Genomic DNA, 16,069 nt, shown 5'->3' on the forward strand with positions numbered 1-16,069 from the left:
GGAATGCTAACGCAGTTGAATAAGCAAGTCACGAATAGAAGTGAGAACTATTCATATTTATAGTGTTATTGATTAAGCGCATGGCATGAGGCAATAGGTTTCGCTCGCAAAAGCCAGTCATCATGTCTTTCATCCGGCGATGCCAGTTACGCTTACCAAAACTGTTTTGATCTTGCGCAAAAAAACCGCAATTGAATCGGCTACCTGCTGTTGATTCGTCATCACCACGCATCTGAGAGGCGATAAAACCGCGCCATTTGACCAAAACGCAAGCGATTGCATCGACACTATCAACATATTTAGTAATCATTGTGGCCATTACGCGCTAATATGGGGATAGTTGTGATCAAGATCGCGCGTAAATGCGCATGGGTTACATACACTGGACTCATCTCATGCGGCACCACTTAAAAGACAATAAAGACAGCTATGACTGTCGCAATTTGGGTACCGATTTGAGCTGGACTGCACCTAACTAGATGTTTGAGGGTTATAATGAACGAAATTTTACTTGCGGTCGTCGCTGGCGCCATCGTTGGCTTTTTCTTCAGCGCGATCAAGTTACCACTGCCTGCTCCCCCGGTAATTTCTGGGATCATGGGCATTGTTGGTATCTACCTTGGCGGCATGGCTTACCAAGCTGTGATCGAACGCTTTTTTTCTTAACTAAAGATAATTGGAGCACACTATGGCTACCCCACATATCAATGCTGTAGACGGCGCATTTGCTGAAACTGTCCTCATGCCAGGTGATCCGCTGCGCGCGCAGTACATTGCCGAAAACTTTCTCGAGAACGCGGAGCGCGTCACCGACGTGCGTAACATGTTCGGCTACACCGGCACCTACAAAGGCAAGAAAGTGTCTGTCATGGGTCACGGCATGGGGATCCCATCTTGCTCAATCTATGTGCATGAGCTAATCAAAGATTACGGTGTTAAGAACGTGATCCGCGTCGGCAGCTGTGGTGCGGTTAAAGACGATGTCAAACTGATGGATGTCATCATCGCACAAGGCGCATCCACGGATGCGAAAGTAAACCGTACACGCTTTGCTGGCCATGACTTCGCGGCTATCTCTGACTATCACCTCCTGGAAACGGCCGTGGGCGAAGCACGTAAGCAGAATGTGTCTGTGCGTGTCGGTAACGTCTTCTCTGCCGATCTGTTCTACAGCCCAGAAGGTGATTTGTTCAATAAAATGGATAACTTAGGTATCCTCGCTGTAGATATGGAAGCAGCAGGCATCTACGGTGTTGCGGCTGAACTGGGTGCGCGTGCACTCACCATCCTGACCGTGTCTGACCATATCATCCGTGGCGAAGCACTAAGCTCTGACGAGCGTCAAAAATCATTTAACGAGATGATGACGGTCTCGCTAGAAACCGCGATCAACCTGTAAGTGTTGGTCGGAGGAAACGTGTCAAGCAGTAAGCTGCCTCTTGCAGCCGGTGAATTACAGCTAAACTTTTGTAAAACACTCACCTGCCCCAACTTTGGGTCGAAAGATGAGCAAGATTACTTGGTTCAACACACCAATCCTGCTCGCCCAACCTTGGTGTGTCGAGAGTGTGGCGCGTTTCCTCCACTGTTAAATAACCATGATGTTCAAGCTGAGCTGATTGCTCAGCGTCAACTTCATGCCGATGGTTTGTGTGCCTGTACCAACCCAGAATGTGAGCATTTAGGTAAACCCGTGCTCACGCATCGGCATTGTTATCATGCGTTCGGCTATAGTGGCGATCGTCAGCGTTATCGCTGCAAAAGCTGCCAAAGCACCTTTGTCGACCGCTGGTCTGGGGTCAACAAAAAAAGTGAGTTACAGCAAAAGCTGTTAGCGTTTCTTTTTACTGGCCACACAGTGCGTGACATCTGCCGAAGACTGTCACTGAACCCGAAAACCTTCTACGACCATCTTAACCAAATAGCCGCGCGCTGCCGACAAAAGCTTGCCGCTTACGACAGCCGGTTTTTAGCCGATACCTCAACGGGCCATCTGGCCAGTGTCCACACCGCCTTGCAACCCAAGAGCGACAATGGCGTGCAATGGCTGGCAACAGGAGAAGCGCACAGTGGCTACGTGCTGCAACAGGATGTGAATTATCATACGGATGACCATCACCACTTGCATACACATCATGACCCTTATCAGCCTGACTGTCGCTTTATGTCGACGCACAGTGCGGGTCAGCCGCAAGATACAGTAGCACGCCCAGAGGGGTTATTGGGTCGAGTGGATGCCAAATACCGCGACGTCTTTGCCCGCTCGAATGTCGAAGACCCCTATACGCAGCCGCTGCACTTTATTTATCCTAATCGCGGCACGCTGATCCGCCCTCAATACACCACGTATGCGCATTACCTCAACCTCAAGCCGTTAATCGAACATTGGCAGCAAATTGTGGTTTTTTCGCCGCAAGAGCCCTTATTGCGCTCTTCTTGCCTCTCCGTTTTCGAGGCCGATATTCGAGATAAGCGCGTCAGCCATGTATACGTCGAGCAGGATGCCGGTTGGCAGCCCGGATCAGAGCCAGAAAAAATTGATATCGTTTTGCTAAGCTGGTGGCGTGACCGTTGGGCCTTTACTCGCAGTGGCGACGGTGCTAAAGCAATCTGTGATCATGGCCAAAACAAAGGTCAAGAGGCCTATTGGTTAACCCATGCAAGCTGTGATGCGTTGAAAAAATATCAACAACACTTCCACCAGCAGTTTTCATTATTGGTCAATGAGCCGAGACGCCGACTGCGCCCTGGTGGGCTATTGCCCCTGCTGGATATCTATCGGGCATGGCATAACTTATGTTGGCAAGACCGCGCGCATCTCACCCCAGCCCAACGGCTTGGCTTGACCGAACGCCCTTTGACACTGGCAGATCTGATGCTCTGATCCATCTCGCGCGCATTCACTTGACGTGCATCGAAGTTTTTTGTCTAAATGCCCGATATCGCCGAGAAGGAAAACGCCATTGGACATTCAACTACTGCGTACATTTATTGAAGTGAGCAAGACGCGTCACTTCGGTCGTGCAGCGGAAAACCTTTACCTGACCCAATCCGCTGTGAGCTTTCGCATTCGACAACTAGAAACCCAGCTAGATACATCACTGTTTGTTCGTCAGCGCAATAATGTTCGTCTGACCGATGCGGGTGAGCGCTTACTTCCTTACGCTGAAACCATGCTGCAAACGTGGCAGCGCGCCCAACAGGACGTCAGTGCAATGCAGCACGCGAGCGCACAACTCACGCTTGCCGCCTCCCCGATGCTGTGGGAACTCGATGGCGTCAGCACATGGGTCAACCGCGTGTGTGCGGCACACCCAGACTGGTTGATCCGTGCCGAGTCGACACCCGCCCAGTTGCTAGCACGCCATTTGATTGAAAAACGTATTGATGCCGGGTTGACCTCAGAGCTGCCTAAGCTTGAAGGGTTACAATCACACCACCTAGGCGATTATCAACTTCAGTTAGTTAGCCATTTACCGGGGCTCACACTGGACACGAGCGACACGCTACCGCTGGTTTATCTTGATTGGGGAACTCGCTTTTCACTTGAGCAAAGCCAAATTGCGCCACTACAACGCTCACCCGTGTTACATACCCAGTCATGCCAACTGGCATTAAACTATTTACTCGTGCACGGCGGCGTCGCGTTTCTGCCGTCACTGGCAGTTCACCCTTATCTGAACAACGGACAACTCCATCTTATTGATCACGGCCATATTCTTACCCACCCCCTTTACCTTACCTGGCTAACTAACAGTGATAAAAACCCGCTAATCAATGAGTTAGTATCATCGACCGGTCAGTTATAAGTGCTCAGAAAAAATCGGTAAATTCACGCCTATTTCACTAGTCGACGTTCAATTTTTAGGCTATCTTAGAATCGTTAGGCAAACATTAAATGTCTAACACTCCGGCTACACATAGCACTGACAATCAACAAGCGTTAGGAAAACACCACCATGGCACAGTGGGATCAATGGTTAAAACACGGCTCGCAACATAAAGAGAAGTTTAAATCTCGCCACCACGATGATTTTGATGACGATATGCCACGCGGCAAAAAGGACAAGAAGCGCCATAACAAACGCGCGCAACGCGCTCAGCACGACGACAGTTATTTTGGAGAGGATCGCTAATCGCGAAGTAAGGTTCGCGATGCATTGCACTCTCCATTAAAAGGGTAAAGGCAACGTGATGATGTTGCCTTTTTTGTTTGTTGTGTCCCGTCCCGAAATACGTTGACGCTAGTGCACTCGCTCAGGCTTGTTGCGCTTGCCACTCTTCCGCATGTCGCTTAATCTCACGCTGTGCCGACTGCCAACGCGGATCTTGCTGTAAGCGTTGCCACTCCACGGATTGGCGCATCCGCAATGTCCCAGCAGCAGGGACCGACTGAATGGGCAAAGCGTCGAGCACCGACACCGCACTGTGGCGGTCATTGCATATCAAGGCCATGTCGCATCCCGCATCAAGCGCCGCTTTGGCACGCGCGGGCGCGTCGCCGAACAAATGCGCACCGCCCATACTTAAATCATCCGAGAAAATAATCCCTTTAAACCCAAGTTGTTGGCGCAAAATCTGGGTAAGCCAGTACGGCGAGCCACTGGCTGGCAAGGCATCGTGTTGCGGGTAAATCACATGGGCAGGCATCATCGCATCCACGAGCCCCCGCGCAATAAACGATTGGAAAATCGCAAAGTCGTCTGAGTGCAAAATATCGCGCGTATCCTCAGGTGTCACTAAGTGCGAGTCTTCTTTCACCCCACCGTGTCCAGGAAAATGTTTGCCCGTGGTGGCCATGCCTGCCACGCGCATACCCTTAGCAAAGGCGCCAGCATAGTCAGTGATAGCTTGATGTGTCGCACCGAAGGCACGGTCTTTGATTGCCGCACACCCAAATCCTAAATCCAGCACAGGCGCAAAACTGAGGTCAATCCCATGAGCGATCAGCTCCATTGCCATCACCCAACCCGCTTGCTCCGCGAGCGCTGGACTCGCACTTAACGCACCATAAGACTGCGCGGCGGGTATAGGGGTAAACGCGTCGCGAAACCGTTGAACACGGCCCCCTTCTTGGTCAACACCGATGAGGATATCTCGCCCCGCCGCTGTGCGTATTGACTGAGTTAATGCACGCAGCTGCGCGGAGTCAAAATAATTGCGAGCAAATAGAATAACGCCTCCCACAGAGGGATGTGCCAAGATTTCTTTCTCTTCGTTATCAAGTTGCTCGGTGTGCACATCTAGCCAAACCGGTCCCATCGTTTCTCCTTCATACTCTTGTCAACCCACTGACAACCACTTTGATTATATTCGTCCAATCAGACCATTAACTATTGCAAGGCGCCAGTACCACAAAGGGATCATCAAGCACTTTGCCACTTATCGCAATCTGTTTATACTCAGTACCTTGGTTCTTATCGTCATTTTATCGCTGGACTACTGAAAGGAAGCACCCAATGCCACAACCCGCCGCCGATATCTACATAGGTGTTATGTCAGGGACGAGCTTAGACAACATTGATGTCGTCGCTGTCCGGTTCACTCAAGCCGGCCACGTGGAGTCAATTGCTCGTCATAGTGACCCGCTACCGCAGGATATTAAAGCTACCGTGATCACCTTGAGCCGAGGTCATCCGATGTCGGTCAAAGCCTTGGGTGAACTCGATCGTCGCTTAGGGGAGTGTTACGCCAGTGCCATCAATACCCTACTTGAACAAGCGGCGTTACTGCCTAAACATGTCGCGGCGGTCGGTTGTCATGGTCAAACCGTCTATCACCAACCGAGCGGCGATTATCCATTCACCATGCAACTTGGCGACGCCAATGTGATTGCAGCACGAACCGGCATTACCACTGTCGCTGATTTTAGGCGTAAAGACATGGCGTATGGCGGTCAAGGCGCCCCTTTGGTGCCCGCCTTTCACAATGATTACTTTGCCGATAGCGAACAAGCCACCGCAGTAGTGAATATTGGCGGTATTGCCAACGTATCAATGATTTGCCCCGATCGCCCTTTATATGGCTATGATACGGGTCCAGGGAATATGTTGATGGATGCCTGGACGCAGCGTCACCGTCACCAAGCCTATGACAAAGATGGCGAGTGGGCAGCCACCAGCTGCGCGTATCAACCCTTACTCAACCGCCTGTTATCCGACGCGTACTTCTCACGTCCGGCACCTAAAAGTACTGGGCGGGAATACTTTAATCTCGATTGGCTCGATCGTCACCTGCTCGCGTTTTCACTCTCTCCAGACCAAGTGCAAGCCACCTTACTGGCATTGACTGCCGAAAGTATCGCGTTAGCGATCCGTCCATTAGAGCGTGGCCGAGTGTTCGTGTGTGGCGGTGGCGCGCACAACCAGGCATTGATGCATGCGTTACAACAGGCACTTCCGCAGTGGTCCATTGCACAAACTGACGATGCCGGGATCAGTTGCGACGATATGGAAGCCATTGCCTTTGCTTGGCTGGCCAGGCAAACCCTTAATCACCAACCAGGCAATGTGCCCGCCGTGACAGGCGCGACGCAAGCCTGTTGTCTTGGTGCCATTTATCTACCTTACTGAGGAACGATTATGTCAGCCCCCAGCGTCGACCAGCTAAAAGGCTTACTCTCAGAAACACGCAACCCGCATACACTGACGATCGACCAACAAGACACACTTGGCTTGGTGACAATGATTAACGCAGAGGATAAGGGCGTAGCCTCCGCTGTGCAGACGCAGCTCCCCGCGATTGCAAAAGCGGTCGATGCGATTGCGGCAAGTTTTAACCAAGGCGGCCGTCTTATCTACATCGGTGCGGGGACAAGTGGTCGACTGGGCGTGCTTGACGCGGCCGAATGCCCGCCCACTTTTGGGGTGGATAGCCAGCAAGTCATAGGACTGATTGCCGGTGGCGAGCCTGCTATGTTCGTCGCCCAAGAAGGCGCGGAAGACAACCCAGATGCAGGTAAAGCGGATTTGGTCACACAAGGCCTCACCGCGAAGGATGTGGTGGTCGGTATCGCCGCCAGTGGCCGCACGCCTTATGTCATCGGTGCACTCGATTACGCCAAGCAAGTCGGCGCAGTCACGGTCGCTTTGTCATGTAACCCCAATACCGCCATTAACGCCTACGCCCAGATTGCCATTACGCCCGAGGTTGGCCCTGAAGCGCTCACAGGCTCAACCCGAATGAAGTCAGGCACTGCACAAAAACTGGTATTAAATATGCTGAGCACCGCCGCCATGATAAAGACGGGCAAGTGCTATCAAAACCTGATGGTCGATGTAAAAGCCAGCAACGATAAACTGGTTACCCGTTCCACGTTGATCGTGATGGAAGCGACAGGATGTGAAGAACACACCGCAACACACGCCCTGTCACAGTCAGATGGTGAGGTGAAGGTCGCCATTTTTATGATTTTAGCGGAGCAAGACCCGGCGACGGCACGGCAGCGGCTTCAGCAGGCCAATGGGCATTTACGTGATGCATTGCAATTAGGTTGATGCAATGCACCCACTCTTATCCTCTTGAGGACGAGCGTATATTTTGTTCTCTTAGCACCGTGGTCGGTTGCACGCTGTCCATGCGCTCAACGTAAGCCTGATATTGTTGGAACGGAAGCGGCCGAGAGTAATAATAGCCCTGTGACACATCGACACCATAACGTCGCAATAATGTCTCCGCTTCCTCGGTTTCCACGCCCTCAGCAACGACCATTACCCCCAGTGATCGCGCCATGTCCGTGGTCGCACGAACAATGCTTTGGTGACGACCACTCTTGTGAAGATCTCGCACAAAACTGCGATCAATTTTAAGCTCAGTGAATGGGAGTTGCGAGAGGAAATATAACGAGGAATAGCCCGTGCCATAGTCATCGATCGATACTTCAATGCCACTGGCTGATAGTGCTGTAATCAGTTGTTTTAGCCAGTTGTAGTCCTCGACCATCACCGACTCTGTCAGTTCCAGCGAAATCAAGTTAGTCGGTATGTCATATTGATGCGCCAGCGCGACCACACGGTTGGCCAGATCCGGAATATAGATATCAGACGCACTGATATTGATTGACAGGCGGCGACAATGGCCGTTAGTGATCAGCTGCGCTTGCTGCTGGAAAGCCCGCTGAATCACCCACAGCGTGAGGTTATTGATGATACCGACATCTTCTGCCATCCGCACAAACACTTCAGGCGATATTTGCCCGTACTCAGGGTGTGTCCAACGCGCTAAGACTTCCGAGCCATGGACAGAGCCAGTGCGTAAATCAATCTGCGGTTGGTGATACAGCTCTAATTGATCATTCTCGATAGCATCCCTCAGGTCGGTCACGAGAGAAACATGCAATTGATGGTGTCGTTGCTCGTAAGAATTAAAATGTGCATAGTGGCTGGCAAGCGATCGATGTTGATCAATGGCGCTCAGGGCGCGGCTGATTAAAAGGCTTGGGTGGTCACCGTCAGTGGGATAGTGGCAAACACCAATACGCGCATTCACTTGCGTCACAAATGAGCCAACACATAAGTCACCATTTAATCCTTTAATGACGGAATCGAGAATCGTATCGCAAGCCGAGCGGTCGACATCATCAATCAAAAACGCAAACACGCCCTCTTTTAAACAACCCAAACGATAATCCAGCATATCACTGTCGGTTTTCACCCCCAACACAGGTTGCATCATCAACACATCATTAATACGGCCAGCAATCGCGTTAATGTATTCCTCGCGGGCGTGCTCATCTAAATACGGAAGCAGGCTGTTGTAATTATCCACTGATAAACAGCACAAATTGAAACGGGCATTTCGGCTGATCAAATCATTGACCACCATATGTAACACATTGTTATTCGGTAGATAACTCAGCGTGTCATGCGTCAGCGCCTGCATTTCCTGTAATCGCTGGTACCGGAAGCGTTCAGCAAGAGCCAATGAAAAGAAAATCATGGTCATTCCCAGCGACATCATCAGTGCGTAACGTGATAGCAGACTGTAATCAATAACGTTGAGCATCAGAGCGTAGAAAATCACCCCGCCCACCATGGCCGGGATCCAACAGAGGGTAAAGAGCGATAGCCAAAATTTATTGGGTTGCCATTGGTGCCATACATAATAGGCCACCAAGCCATAGACCGGTAATTGCGCGATAAAAACAAATGAAAGCGACACATACGTGGGGGTGATAAAACTTAGCAAGGCCAAGCCAAACAGCCCCCCGGTGGTCATAAAAAAGAGTGAGCGCGCGCGCTGATAAAGCCGACTTCGCTCAAAATCCAGAAAATAGTAGGTGAACCATAATCCCGCCATGAGTAGGCAAACGGCCAACGTCACCAAGTGATTACTGATAAATATCTGCAACGGATCCGGCAAAAAATAACGACTGAAACCATGATTCACACTCACAAGCATCGCACTCATAAGGGCAACGAGAACAAAAATGAGATAGACGCGCTGACGACTGTAGACATACACCCCTGCACTATACAACGCGACCATAAACGTAAAGGTGATAAATCCCCCCCAGACCAAATGCATCGATCGGGACAGATGATCAAACGCCTGGTGCGACATCACGCTTAACGGCATGATCGCCATATCATTCGAGGTGACTTTGAGCAGTAATTGGTTATCGCGCTCCGGCAGTAAGTTAATCGGAATGGAATGGGGCATTGGCAAGCGGCTCAAGCGTGCCGATGTTTTATCCCCTGCTTTTATCTGTGAGCGCACCTGCTCGCCATCCAAAATATGGTACGCGTCTAGATAGTCAATCAGTGGGTTATCGGTGAGCACATGAATGTCGCGCTCAGTCAATCCGTGGTAATTAAACTCAAGTTTGATCCAATAGGTTTGATAAGCCAGCTTCCACGGGATCTCACCCGTGTTATCGGCTTTCGTAAAGGGGGCATGATCGAGCACATAGTTAAGAGATAGCTCGTTTGTCTCGTCAATGAAATAGCTATAGTCCGTATCCACCAGTGATAGTTCGGGCGCTGTGGTGCGGCTCAAACTCGTCATCCAAAATCCGACAGCCAATACAACCACCAATGTGAACAAGGTCGTCACCCAAATAAGGGGCTGCCGAGACTGTAGTGCGTGCATAAACATACACTCCTTAACCAAAAACGAGTCTGCCGCCCGAGGTTACTCCCCTTCCCTTGTACTTCTTGCGATTTAATCTGCTCGGAATGCTGGCGGGACGTAATAAAAATAGATAGTGATGGCTACTTTTTCAAACAGAGCGCCTTTAAAAACGCTGCCTATACGATTAATCAGAGGGTTACATAGCGCGTCGTAGAAGCCAAAATAAATGAACATAAGTTTTAAAATGGAACATTTGTTCAATCATCATAAGCGCGATACACTGAGACCCATTACAGTGAGCCGTACAGTGTGCGGTGAGTTTGATTCGATCGATGAGCGAGACCAAAATACATGAGTACGCCGACGTCCCTAGATAACGTTCACGAAGACACTGATTTGCTTACCGAAATCGCCATTCTGTATTACCAGCAAAGCGCGACCCAAGAGGAGATCGCACGCAAATACAAAATAAGTCGCCCCAAAGTCAGCCGCCTGCTCCGAAAAGCACGTGAGGAAGGGATTGTTGAAATCACGGTGAAGTTTCACCCGGTGCACAGCGCGCAGTTGGAGCAAAGGCTCATGGCGCGATTTAATCTCAAACGCGCATTAATTTCTCTCGACCAGCCCAGCCCCGAAGAGCAGCGCACTCAAGTCGCGACCCTGGTTTCCACTTACTTGGATGGTAACCTCAACGACGGCATGGTGGTCGCGGTGGGACAAGGCCAAAACGTCGCCGCGGTGGCTGATCATCCAGGGGTCGTCTCTCATCGCCAAGCGCGCTTTGTCTGTGCGATCGGCGGTACCCACCGAAGTGGTGATGCCTTTAACGCGGATCATATCTGCCGGCGTCTCGCCAAAAAATTTGGCGGCAGCAGTGAAACCCTGTATGCCCCCGCCTACGTCGATAACGAATCAATCCAGCAAGTGTTTGTCTCTCACCCCAATATCAGTGAAACCTTGAATCAGGCGAGAAAGGCAGAGTTTGCACTGGTCGGCATTGGCGATATGGACGAAAATAGCCATATGGTCAAATTGGGCTGCTTTACCGCACGCGAATTTGTTGAAGCACGTGTTAACCATGGTATTGTCGGAGACATCGGTGGCTTTGATTTTTTCCGTCTCGACGGACAACCCACCGATAATTTGATGCGAGGGCGAGTGGTTGGGCTAGCCATGCCTGACTTGGCACGTATTCCCAGTGTCATCGCGATGGCCAGTGAAAGTCGTAAAGCCTTGTCGATACTCGGCGCTTTGCGCACGGGCGTGATTGATGTGTTGGCCACCAGTGCCAGCTGTGCGATGGCGCTGCTCAACATGTCTGAGCCTGCCCCCGATGAAACCGCGTTCACGTTTCAACAGGATGAGTAAATTCGTGACGAAAGAGTGAGACTTAACTCTCTTTATGTCGCAATACAATTGACAAGTGACGTAAAAAACTCAAAGATCGTCACATCATTTGCTCAGACGCGTTGCATCTGTTCATATTCAGAGCAAGCGTTAGCACGTCACACGGCGTCTGGGCCTACCACGTAAAGAAGGTGAGTGAAGATGAGCAACAAACTGGATCAACTCCGTGCCCTAACCACAGTGGTCGCTGACACAGGCGACATCGAAGCGATTAAAAAATATCAACCGCAAGATGCCACAACTAACCCTTCTCTGATCCTCAAAGCCGCGCAAATTAAAGAATATGCGCCGCTGATCGAGGAAGCCATTGCCTATGCAAAATCACATAGTAGCGATGCAGACCAACAGGTTGCCGATACCTGTGACCGTCTCGCCGTCAACATTGGTAAAGAAATTCTCAATGTGATCCCTGGCCGTATCTCTACCGAGGTAGACGCACGTTTGTCGTATGACACAGAAGCCAGTGTTGCCAAAGCGCGCAAGCTTATCAGCATGTATAACGAAGCTGGGATCAGCAACGAGCGCATTCTGATCAAACTGGCGTCAACTTGGGAAGGTATCCGTGCGGCAGAAATCCTGGAAAAAGAAGGGATCAACTGTAACCTGACGCTTTTGTTCTCATTCGCACAAGCACGTGCCTGTGCCGAAGCGGGCGCTTACCTGATTTCTCCGTTTGTGGGCCGCATCATGGATTGGTACAAAGCCAGAGAAGGCCGTGATTTCGAGGCGGCAGAAGACCCAGGCGTTAAATCTGTCACCACCATTTACAACTACTACAAAGCTCACGGCTACGACACCGTCGTGATGGGCGCAAGCTTCCGTAACACAGGCGAAATTCTAGAGCTTGCTGGCTGCGACCGTCTCACCATCAGCCCACAATTGCTGCAAGAGCTTAGCGACGCCGACGGTGACGTGCCTGTTAAGCTAAAAGACGCGGGGGCCACCGAGCAGCGCCCAGCGCGTATGACGCATGCTGAATTCTTGTGGGAGCACAACCAAGACGCGATGGCCGTTGAAAAGCTCGCTGAGGGTATCCGCAATTTTGCGGTAGACCAAGGCAAGCTTGAAGACATGATTCGCGAACAATTGTGATCCAACACAAAGCGTGATTTAACACAATAAAAGCGGCTCAGTCCGCTTTTATGATACTGTTTGACCCTATTTCACCTGTTCAACCTGTAGGTAAACACATGGAACGCAAAATGCTAGCTAACGCCATCCGCGCCCTTGCGATGGACGGTGTTCAAAAAGCCAAATCTGGTCACCCAGGCGCCCCAATGGGCATGGCTGATATCGCCGAAGTCTTGTGGCGCGACCACATGAACCACAACCCACAAAACCCAGATTGGGCCAACCGTGACCGTTTCGTACTGTCAAACGGCCACGGCTCTATGCTGATTTATTCGCTACTGCACCTGACCGGGTATGGCGTATCGATTGACGATCTTAAACAGTTCCGTCAATTGCACTCGAATACCCCAGGCCACCCTGAATATGGTTACGCACCGGGTATTGAAACCACCACAGGTCCACTCGGCCAGGGCATCACTAATGCGGTGGGCATGGCAGTGGCAGAGAAATCGCTCGCGGCGCAATTTAACCGCGACGGCCACGACATCGTCGATCACCACACCTACGCATTCTTGGGTGATGGCTGCTTGATGGAAGGTATCTCACACGAAGCATGCTCACTCGCCGGCACCCTAGGCCTGGGCAAGCTGATCGCCTTCTGGGATGACAACGGCATTTCTATCGATGGTCATGTTGAAGGTTGGTTCTCTGACGATACCGCGAAACGCTTTGAATCTTATGGCTGGCACGTAATCCCTGCAGTAGATGGCCATGATTCGGCGGCTATTCAAGCAGCCATTGACGCGGCAAAAGCGGAAACCGGCAAGCCGACATTGATCTGCACCAAGACCACCATCGGTTACGGCTCACCCAATAAAGCGGGCAGCCACGACTGCCACGGTGCACCACTGGGTGATGATGAAGTCCAAGCCGCGCGTGAATTCCTCGGTTGGGAGCATGGCCCATTTGAGATCCCACAAGATATTTACGCACAGTGGGATGCCAAAGAAGCCGGTGCGGCCAAAGAAGCCGCATGGAACGAGAAGTTTGCCGCCTATCAAGCACAATACCCTGAGCTAGCCGCTGAGTTTACTCGTCGCATGAAGGGTGAGCTGCCCAGCAACTGGGACAGCGAAACGCAAAAGCTGATTGCCGATCTGCAAGCTAACCCAGCCAAAATCGCATCACGTAAAGCATCACAAAACGTGTTAGAAGCGTTCGGCAAGCTACTGCCAGAACTGCTCGGTGGCTCTGCTGACTTGGCACCGTCTAACTTGACCATGTGGTCAGGCTCGAAAGCGATCAGTGCCGACGATGCCAGCGGTAACTACCTGCACTACGGTGTGCGTGAATTTGGTATGACCGCCATTATCAACGGTATTGCCCTGCACGGCGGTTTTGTGCCTTACGGTGCGACCTTCCTGATCTTTATGGAGTACGCACGTAACGCGATGCGTATGGCTGCCCTGATGAAGGTGCAGAATATTCAAGTGTATACCCACGACTCGATTGGCCTAGGTGAAGATGGTCCAACTCACCAGCCAGTTGAGCAAATGGCCACGTTGCGCCAAACGCCGAATATGAGCATGTGGCGTCCGTGTGACCAAGTTGAATCCGCGGTCGCGTGGAAAGCAGCGGTTGAGCGTAAAGACGGCCCAAGTGCCCTCGTGTTCTCTCGCCAAGGCCTGGCTCAGCAAGAGCGTGATGACGCACAATTGGCTAACATTGCCAAAGGCGGCTACATCCTAAAAGACTCAGCAGGCAAGCCTGATCTGATCTTGATTGCGACGGGCTCGGAAGTCGAATTGGCGATGGAGTCAGCTGCGAAACTGAACGACGCCGGCAAGCAAGTGCGTGTCGTCTCTATGCCAAGCACTGACTTGTTCGATAAGCAAGACGCCGCCTACCGTGAGTCCGTGCTGCCATCAGACGTAACAGCACGTATCGCCATTGAAGCGGGTATCGCCGACTACTGGTACAAGTACGTGGGTCTAGACGGCCGCGTTGTCGGTATGACCACCTTCGGTGAGTCCGCACCGGCTGACGAGCTATTCAAGATGTTCGGCTTTACCGTTGAAAACGTGGTTAACACCGCTGAAGAGTTGCTCGCTTAATCGCATCTCTACGGCACGTTAATTCTGCGAAGGCCAGTCAGCAATGACTGGCCTTTTTTCTACCCTCGCTTCTCGCATCCTGCAACCCATGCTGTAACAGCGACAGATGCAGCGCGCTTATAGAAAGCGACTCGCCGAGGGACGCACATTAGCATCCAGAGTATCCACCCCTATGTCATTTTGAAGGTGGGCTGGCATCGATGCGATTGGCACTGCTTTCGGTTTACGGCTCGTACCAACTCGCCCTTGAACACCTTGGATAATCGCCAATAACATTGAGGTAACGCCCGCTTTCATTTCTTTCATCGTGATTCCCCTCTCATTGTGTTGTGAAGATGCTAGTCAGGATAAAACCTCAAGTTATATTGAGGTAAACAAGGAGTGGCAGAAAAAGGTGAAAAAAGATGGAAATGAGCGTTGGGCAAGTGGCAAAACGCGCGGGGTTAAAGGTGTCTACCCTGCATTTTTACGAGCAAAAAGGCTTGATCACCAGTTGGCGTAATGCGGGCAATCAACGCCGCTACGACCGCGCCGTCCTTCGCCGCCTCGCGGTGATTAAAGCCGCACAACATGTGGGGCTCTCACTTGAAGAGATAGGCGAAGCATTAAGTGAACTGCCCTCTCACCGCGCTCCCACCAAAGAGCAATGGCGTGATATGGCACAGCGCTGGGATGCCACCCTTGATGAGCAAATCGCACGCTTACAGCAGTTACAGGCCAATTTAAGTGGCTGCATTGGCTGTGGCTGCCTATCAATGAAAACCTGCTCGCTCTATAACCCCAATGATGTGGTTGGTGAAGTAACCCAAGATGACAACGTGTTGAATCACCCGGACTTGGGCGTTAGCCAGCTATTAAAAGCATGGGGACAGGGGCGATAAATAGCCCAGTCGCAACGCTTCACCCAACGATTAAATAAAAATACTCACAACGCTTTACATGTGAGTGGAATGCTGTATGGTGGTGACAGCTCTGGAACATGGAGCATCAATGATACATCAAGTAAAAGTCAACATAAGCTACGCTATTATCAATATTATAGAGTTTCTAACGTTACCCGCTTTCGCTTTTAGACATTTCATCGACTCCGTTCAAAGCTATCCTATTTTTTGTAATTTAAGAGAGAATGATTATGTCTAATCAAGCAACTGGTATCGTAAAGTGGTTTAACGAAGAGAAAGGTTTCGGTTTCATCACTCGTGACAACGGCGAAAAAGACGTGTTTGTACACTTCCGTGCGATCGTTGGCGAAGGTTTCAAAACCCTAACTGAAGGCCAGCGTGTGAACTTCACCGTTGAGCAAGGCCAAAAAGGCCCACAGGCTTCTGACGTTTCTGTAGCATAAGAAATCAGACCTGATTGATAGAGGGCGCTCAGGCGCCCTTTTTTTGTGCCTATAGTTTGGC

At 51.0% G+C, this 16,069-nt stretch carries 16 protein-coding genes; 12 read left to right on the plus strand and 4 right to left on the minus strand.

The features are described from left to right. Positions 1–28: 28 nt before the first annotated feature. Positions 29–319 (minus strand): hypothetical protein, encoded by a 291-nt coding sequence (locus EHW58_RS02070; RefSeq protein ID WP_046075625.1) that lies wholly within the window; start codon positions 317–319, stop codon positions 29–31. Positions 320–495: 176 nt separating this feature from the next. On the opposite strand from EHW58_RS02070, the gene EHW58_RS02075 reads away from it, so the two are divergent. The 5 genes from EHW58_RS02075 to EHW58_RS15635 all read left to right on the plus strand — a co-directional run bounded on the left by EHW58_RS02075 (position 496) and on the right by EHW58_RS15635 (position 4,136). After that, the gene (locus EHW58_RS02075) at positions 496–666 is read left to right on the plus strand and encodes a XapX domain-containing protein (protein ID WP_021023774.1); all 171 of its coding nucleotides are present in this window, start codon (positions 496–498) and stop codon (positions 664–666) included. 22 nt (positions 667–688) lie between these two features. After that, positions 689–1,399 carry a purine-nucleoside phosphorylase gene (gene deoD / locus EHW58_RS02080; protein ID WP_046075624.1) on the plus strand — a complete coding sequence of 237 codons (711 nt, stop codon included), beginning with the start codon at positions 689–691 and terminating at the stop codon, positions 1,397–1,399. A gap of 18 nt (positions 1,400–1,417) precedes the next feature. Next, positions 1,418–2,884, plus strand: a complete 1,467-nt coding sequence (locus tag EHW58_RS02085) for a lactate dehydrogenase (protein WP_370517810.1) — start codon at positions 1,418–1,420, stop codon at positions 2,882–2,884. A gap of 79 nt (positions 2,885–2,963) precedes the next feature. Beyond that, positions 2,964–3,809 carry an HTH-type transcriptional regulator HdfR gene (hdfR, locus tag EHW58_RS02090; protein WP_152794359.1) on the plus strand — a complete coding sequence of 282 codons (846 nt, stop codon included), beginning with the start codon at positions 2,964–2,966 and terminating at the stop codon, positions 3,807–3,809. 150 nt (positions 3,810–3,959) lie between these two features. Next, the gene (locus tag EHW58_RS15635) at positions 3,960–4,136 is read left to right on the plus strand and encodes a hypothetical protein (RefSeq protein ID WP_172969890.1); all 177 of its coding nucleotides are present in this window, start codon (positions 3,960–3,962) and stop codon (positions 4,134–4,136) included. 121 nt (positions 4,137–4,257) lie between these two features. On the opposite strand, the gene nagZ is transcribed toward EHW58_RS15635, so the two are convergent. After that, positions 4,258–5,262 carry a beta-N-acetylhexosaminidase gene (nagZ, locus tag EHW58_RS02095; RefSeq protein ID WP_152794361.1) on the minus strand — a complete coding sequence of 335 codons (1,005 nt, stop codon included), beginning with the start codon at positions 5,260–5,262 and terminating at the stop codon, positions 4,258–4,260. Between the two features lie 197 nt (positions 5,263–5,459). On the opposite strand from nagZ, the gene EHW58_RS02100 reads away from it, so the two are divergent. Together EHW58_RS02100 and murQ are read left to right on the plus strand one after the other, a co-directional pair. Next, a complete protein-coding gene (locus EHW58_RS02100; protein WP_152794363.1) occupies positions 5,460–6,572 on the plus strand; it encodes an anhydro-N-acetylmuramic acid kinase in 1,113 nt (370 codons plus the stop codon). A gap of 9 nt (positions 6,573–6,581) precedes the next feature. Beyond that, positions 6,582–7,496, plus strand: a complete 915-nt coding sequence (gene murQ / locus EHW58_RS02105) for an N-acetylmuramic acid 6-phosphate etherase (RefSeq protein WP_152794365.1) — start codon at positions 6,582–6,584, stop codon at positions 7,494–7,496. Positions 7,497–7,512: 16 nt separating this feature from the next. On the opposite strand, the gene EHW58_RS02110 is transcribed toward murQ, so the two are convergent. After that, complete coding sequence (locus EHW58_RS02110) at positions 7,513–10,089, minus strand: EAL domain-containing protein (protein WP_172969913.1); 2,577 nt, start codon at positions 10,087–10,089, stop codon at positions 7,513–7,515. Positions 10,090–10,422: 333 nt separating this feature from the next. Here EHW58_RS02110 and EHW58_RS02115 point away from each other — a divergent pair, with 333 nt between their 5' ends. The 3 genes from EHW58_RS02115 to tkt all read left to right on the plus strand — a co-directional run bounded on the left by EHW58_RS02115 (position 10,423) and on the right by tkt (position 14,663). Further along, positions 10,423–11,439, plus strand: a complete 1,017-nt coding sequence (locus EHW58_RS02115; RefSeq protein WP_046075617.1) for a sugar-binding transcriptional regulator — start codon at positions 10,423–10,425, stop codon at positions 11,437–11,439. A gap of 180 nt (positions 11,440–11,619) precedes the next feature. Further along, on the plus strand, positions 11,620–12,570 hold the full coding sequence (tal, locus tag EHW58_RS02120; protein ID WP_152794369.1) for a transaldolase: 951 nt from the start codon (positions 11,620–11,622) through the stop codon (positions 12,568–12,570). A gap of 98 nt (positions 12,571–12,668) precedes the next feature. Then, a complete protein-coding gene (tkt, locus tag EHW58_RS02125) occupies positions 12,669–14,663 on the plus strand; it encodes a transketolase (protein WP_077638397.1) in 1,995 nt (664 codons plus the stop codon). Positions 14,664–14,780: 117 nt separating this feature from the next. Here the strand turns inward: tkt and EHW58_RS02130 are convergent, their stop codons facing one another. After that, the gene (locus EHW58_RS02130) at positions 14,781–14,969 is read right to left on the minus strand and encodes a hypothetical protein (protein WP_046075614.1); all 189 of its coding nucleotides are present in this window, start codon (positions 14,967–14,969) and stop codon (positions 14,781–14,783) included. A 98-nt stretch (positions 14,970–15,067) separates the two neighbouring features. Between EHW58_RS02130 and soxR the strand changes: the two genes are divergently transcribed. Beyond that, complete coding sequence (gene soxR, locus EHW58_RS02135) at positions 15,068–15,544, plus strand: redox-sensitive transcriptional activator SoxR (RefSeq protein WP_152794371.1); 477 nt, start codon at positions 15,068–15,070, stop codon at positions 15,542–15,544. 251 nt (positions 15,545–15,795) lie between these two features. Next, entirely contained in the window at positions 15,796–16,008 is a 213-nt protein-coding gene (locus tag EHW58_RS02140; protein ID WP_069360900.1) for a cold-shock protein, read from the plus strand. Positions 16,009–16,069: the final 61 nt, after the last annotated feature.

The sequence above is a fragment of the Salinivibrio sp. VYel1 genome (genome assembly GCF_009377945.1).
In the GTDB taxonomy this organism is placed as follows: Bacteria; Pseudomonadota; Gammaproteobacteria; order Enterobacterales; family Vibrionaceae; genus Salinivibrio; species Salinivibrio siamensis.

What these genes read in the sequence shown, in the direction of transcription:
- soxR (WP_152794371.1), top strand. Translation starts at nt 15,068, where the DNA reads ATGGAAATGAGCGTTGGGCAAGTGGCAAAACGCGCGGGGTTAAAGGTG.
- nagZ (WP_152794361.1), bottom strand. Translation starts at nt 5,262, where the DNA reads ATGGGACCGGTTTGGCTAGATGTGCACACCGAGCAACTTGATAACGAA.
- EHW58_RS02130 (WP_046075614.1), bottom strand. Translation starts at nt 14,969, where the DNA reads ATGAAAGAAATGAAAGCGGGCGTTACCTCAATGTTATTGGCGATTATC.
- EHW58_RS15635 (WP_172969890.1), top strand. Translation starts at nt 3,960, where the DNA reads ATGGCACAGTGGGATCAATGGTTAAAACACGGCTCGCAACATAAAGAG.
- murQ (WP_152794365.1), top strand. Translation starts at nt 6,582, where the DNA reads ATGTCAGCCCCCAGCGTCGACCAGCTAAAAGGCTTACTCTCAGAAACA.
- EHW58_RS02075 (WP_021023774.1), top strand. Translation starts at nt 496, where the DNA reads ATGAACGAAATTTTACTTGCGGTCGTCGCTGGCGCCATCGTTGGCTTT.
- deoD (WP_046075624.1), top strand. Translation starts at nt 689, where the DNA reads ATGGCTACCCCACATATCAATGCTGTAGACGGCGCATTTGCTGAAACT.
- EHW58_RS02140 (WP_069360900.1), top strand. Translation starts at nt 15,796, where the DNA reads ATGTCTAATCAAGCAACTGGTATCGTAAAGTGGTTTAACGAAGAGAAA.
- EHW58_RS02110 (WP_172969913.1), bottom strand. Translation starts at nt 10,089, where the DNA reads ATGCACGCACTACAGTCTCGGCAGCCCCTTATTTGGGTGACGACCTTG.
- EHW58_RS02115 (WP_046075617.1), top strand. Translation starts at nt 10,423, where the DNA reads ATGAGTACGCCGACGTCCCTAGATAACGTTCACGAAGACACTGATTTG.
- tkt (WP_077638397.1), top strand. Translation starts at nt 12,669, where the DNA reads ATGGAACGCAAAATGCTAGCTAACGCCATCCGCGCCCTTGCGATGGAC.
- tal (WP_152794369.1), top strand. Translation starts at nt 11,620, where the DNA reads ATGAGCAACAAACTGGATCAACTCCGTGCCCTAACCACAGTGGTCGCT.
- EHW58_RS02070 (WP_046075625.1), bottom strand. Translation starts at nt 319, where the DNA reads ATGGCCACAATGATTACTAAATATGTTGATAGTGTCGATGCAATCGCT.
- EHW58_RS02100 (WP_152794363.1), top strand. Translation starts at nt 5,460, where the DNA reads ATGCCACAACCCGCCGCCGATATCTACATAGGTGTTATGTCAGGGACG.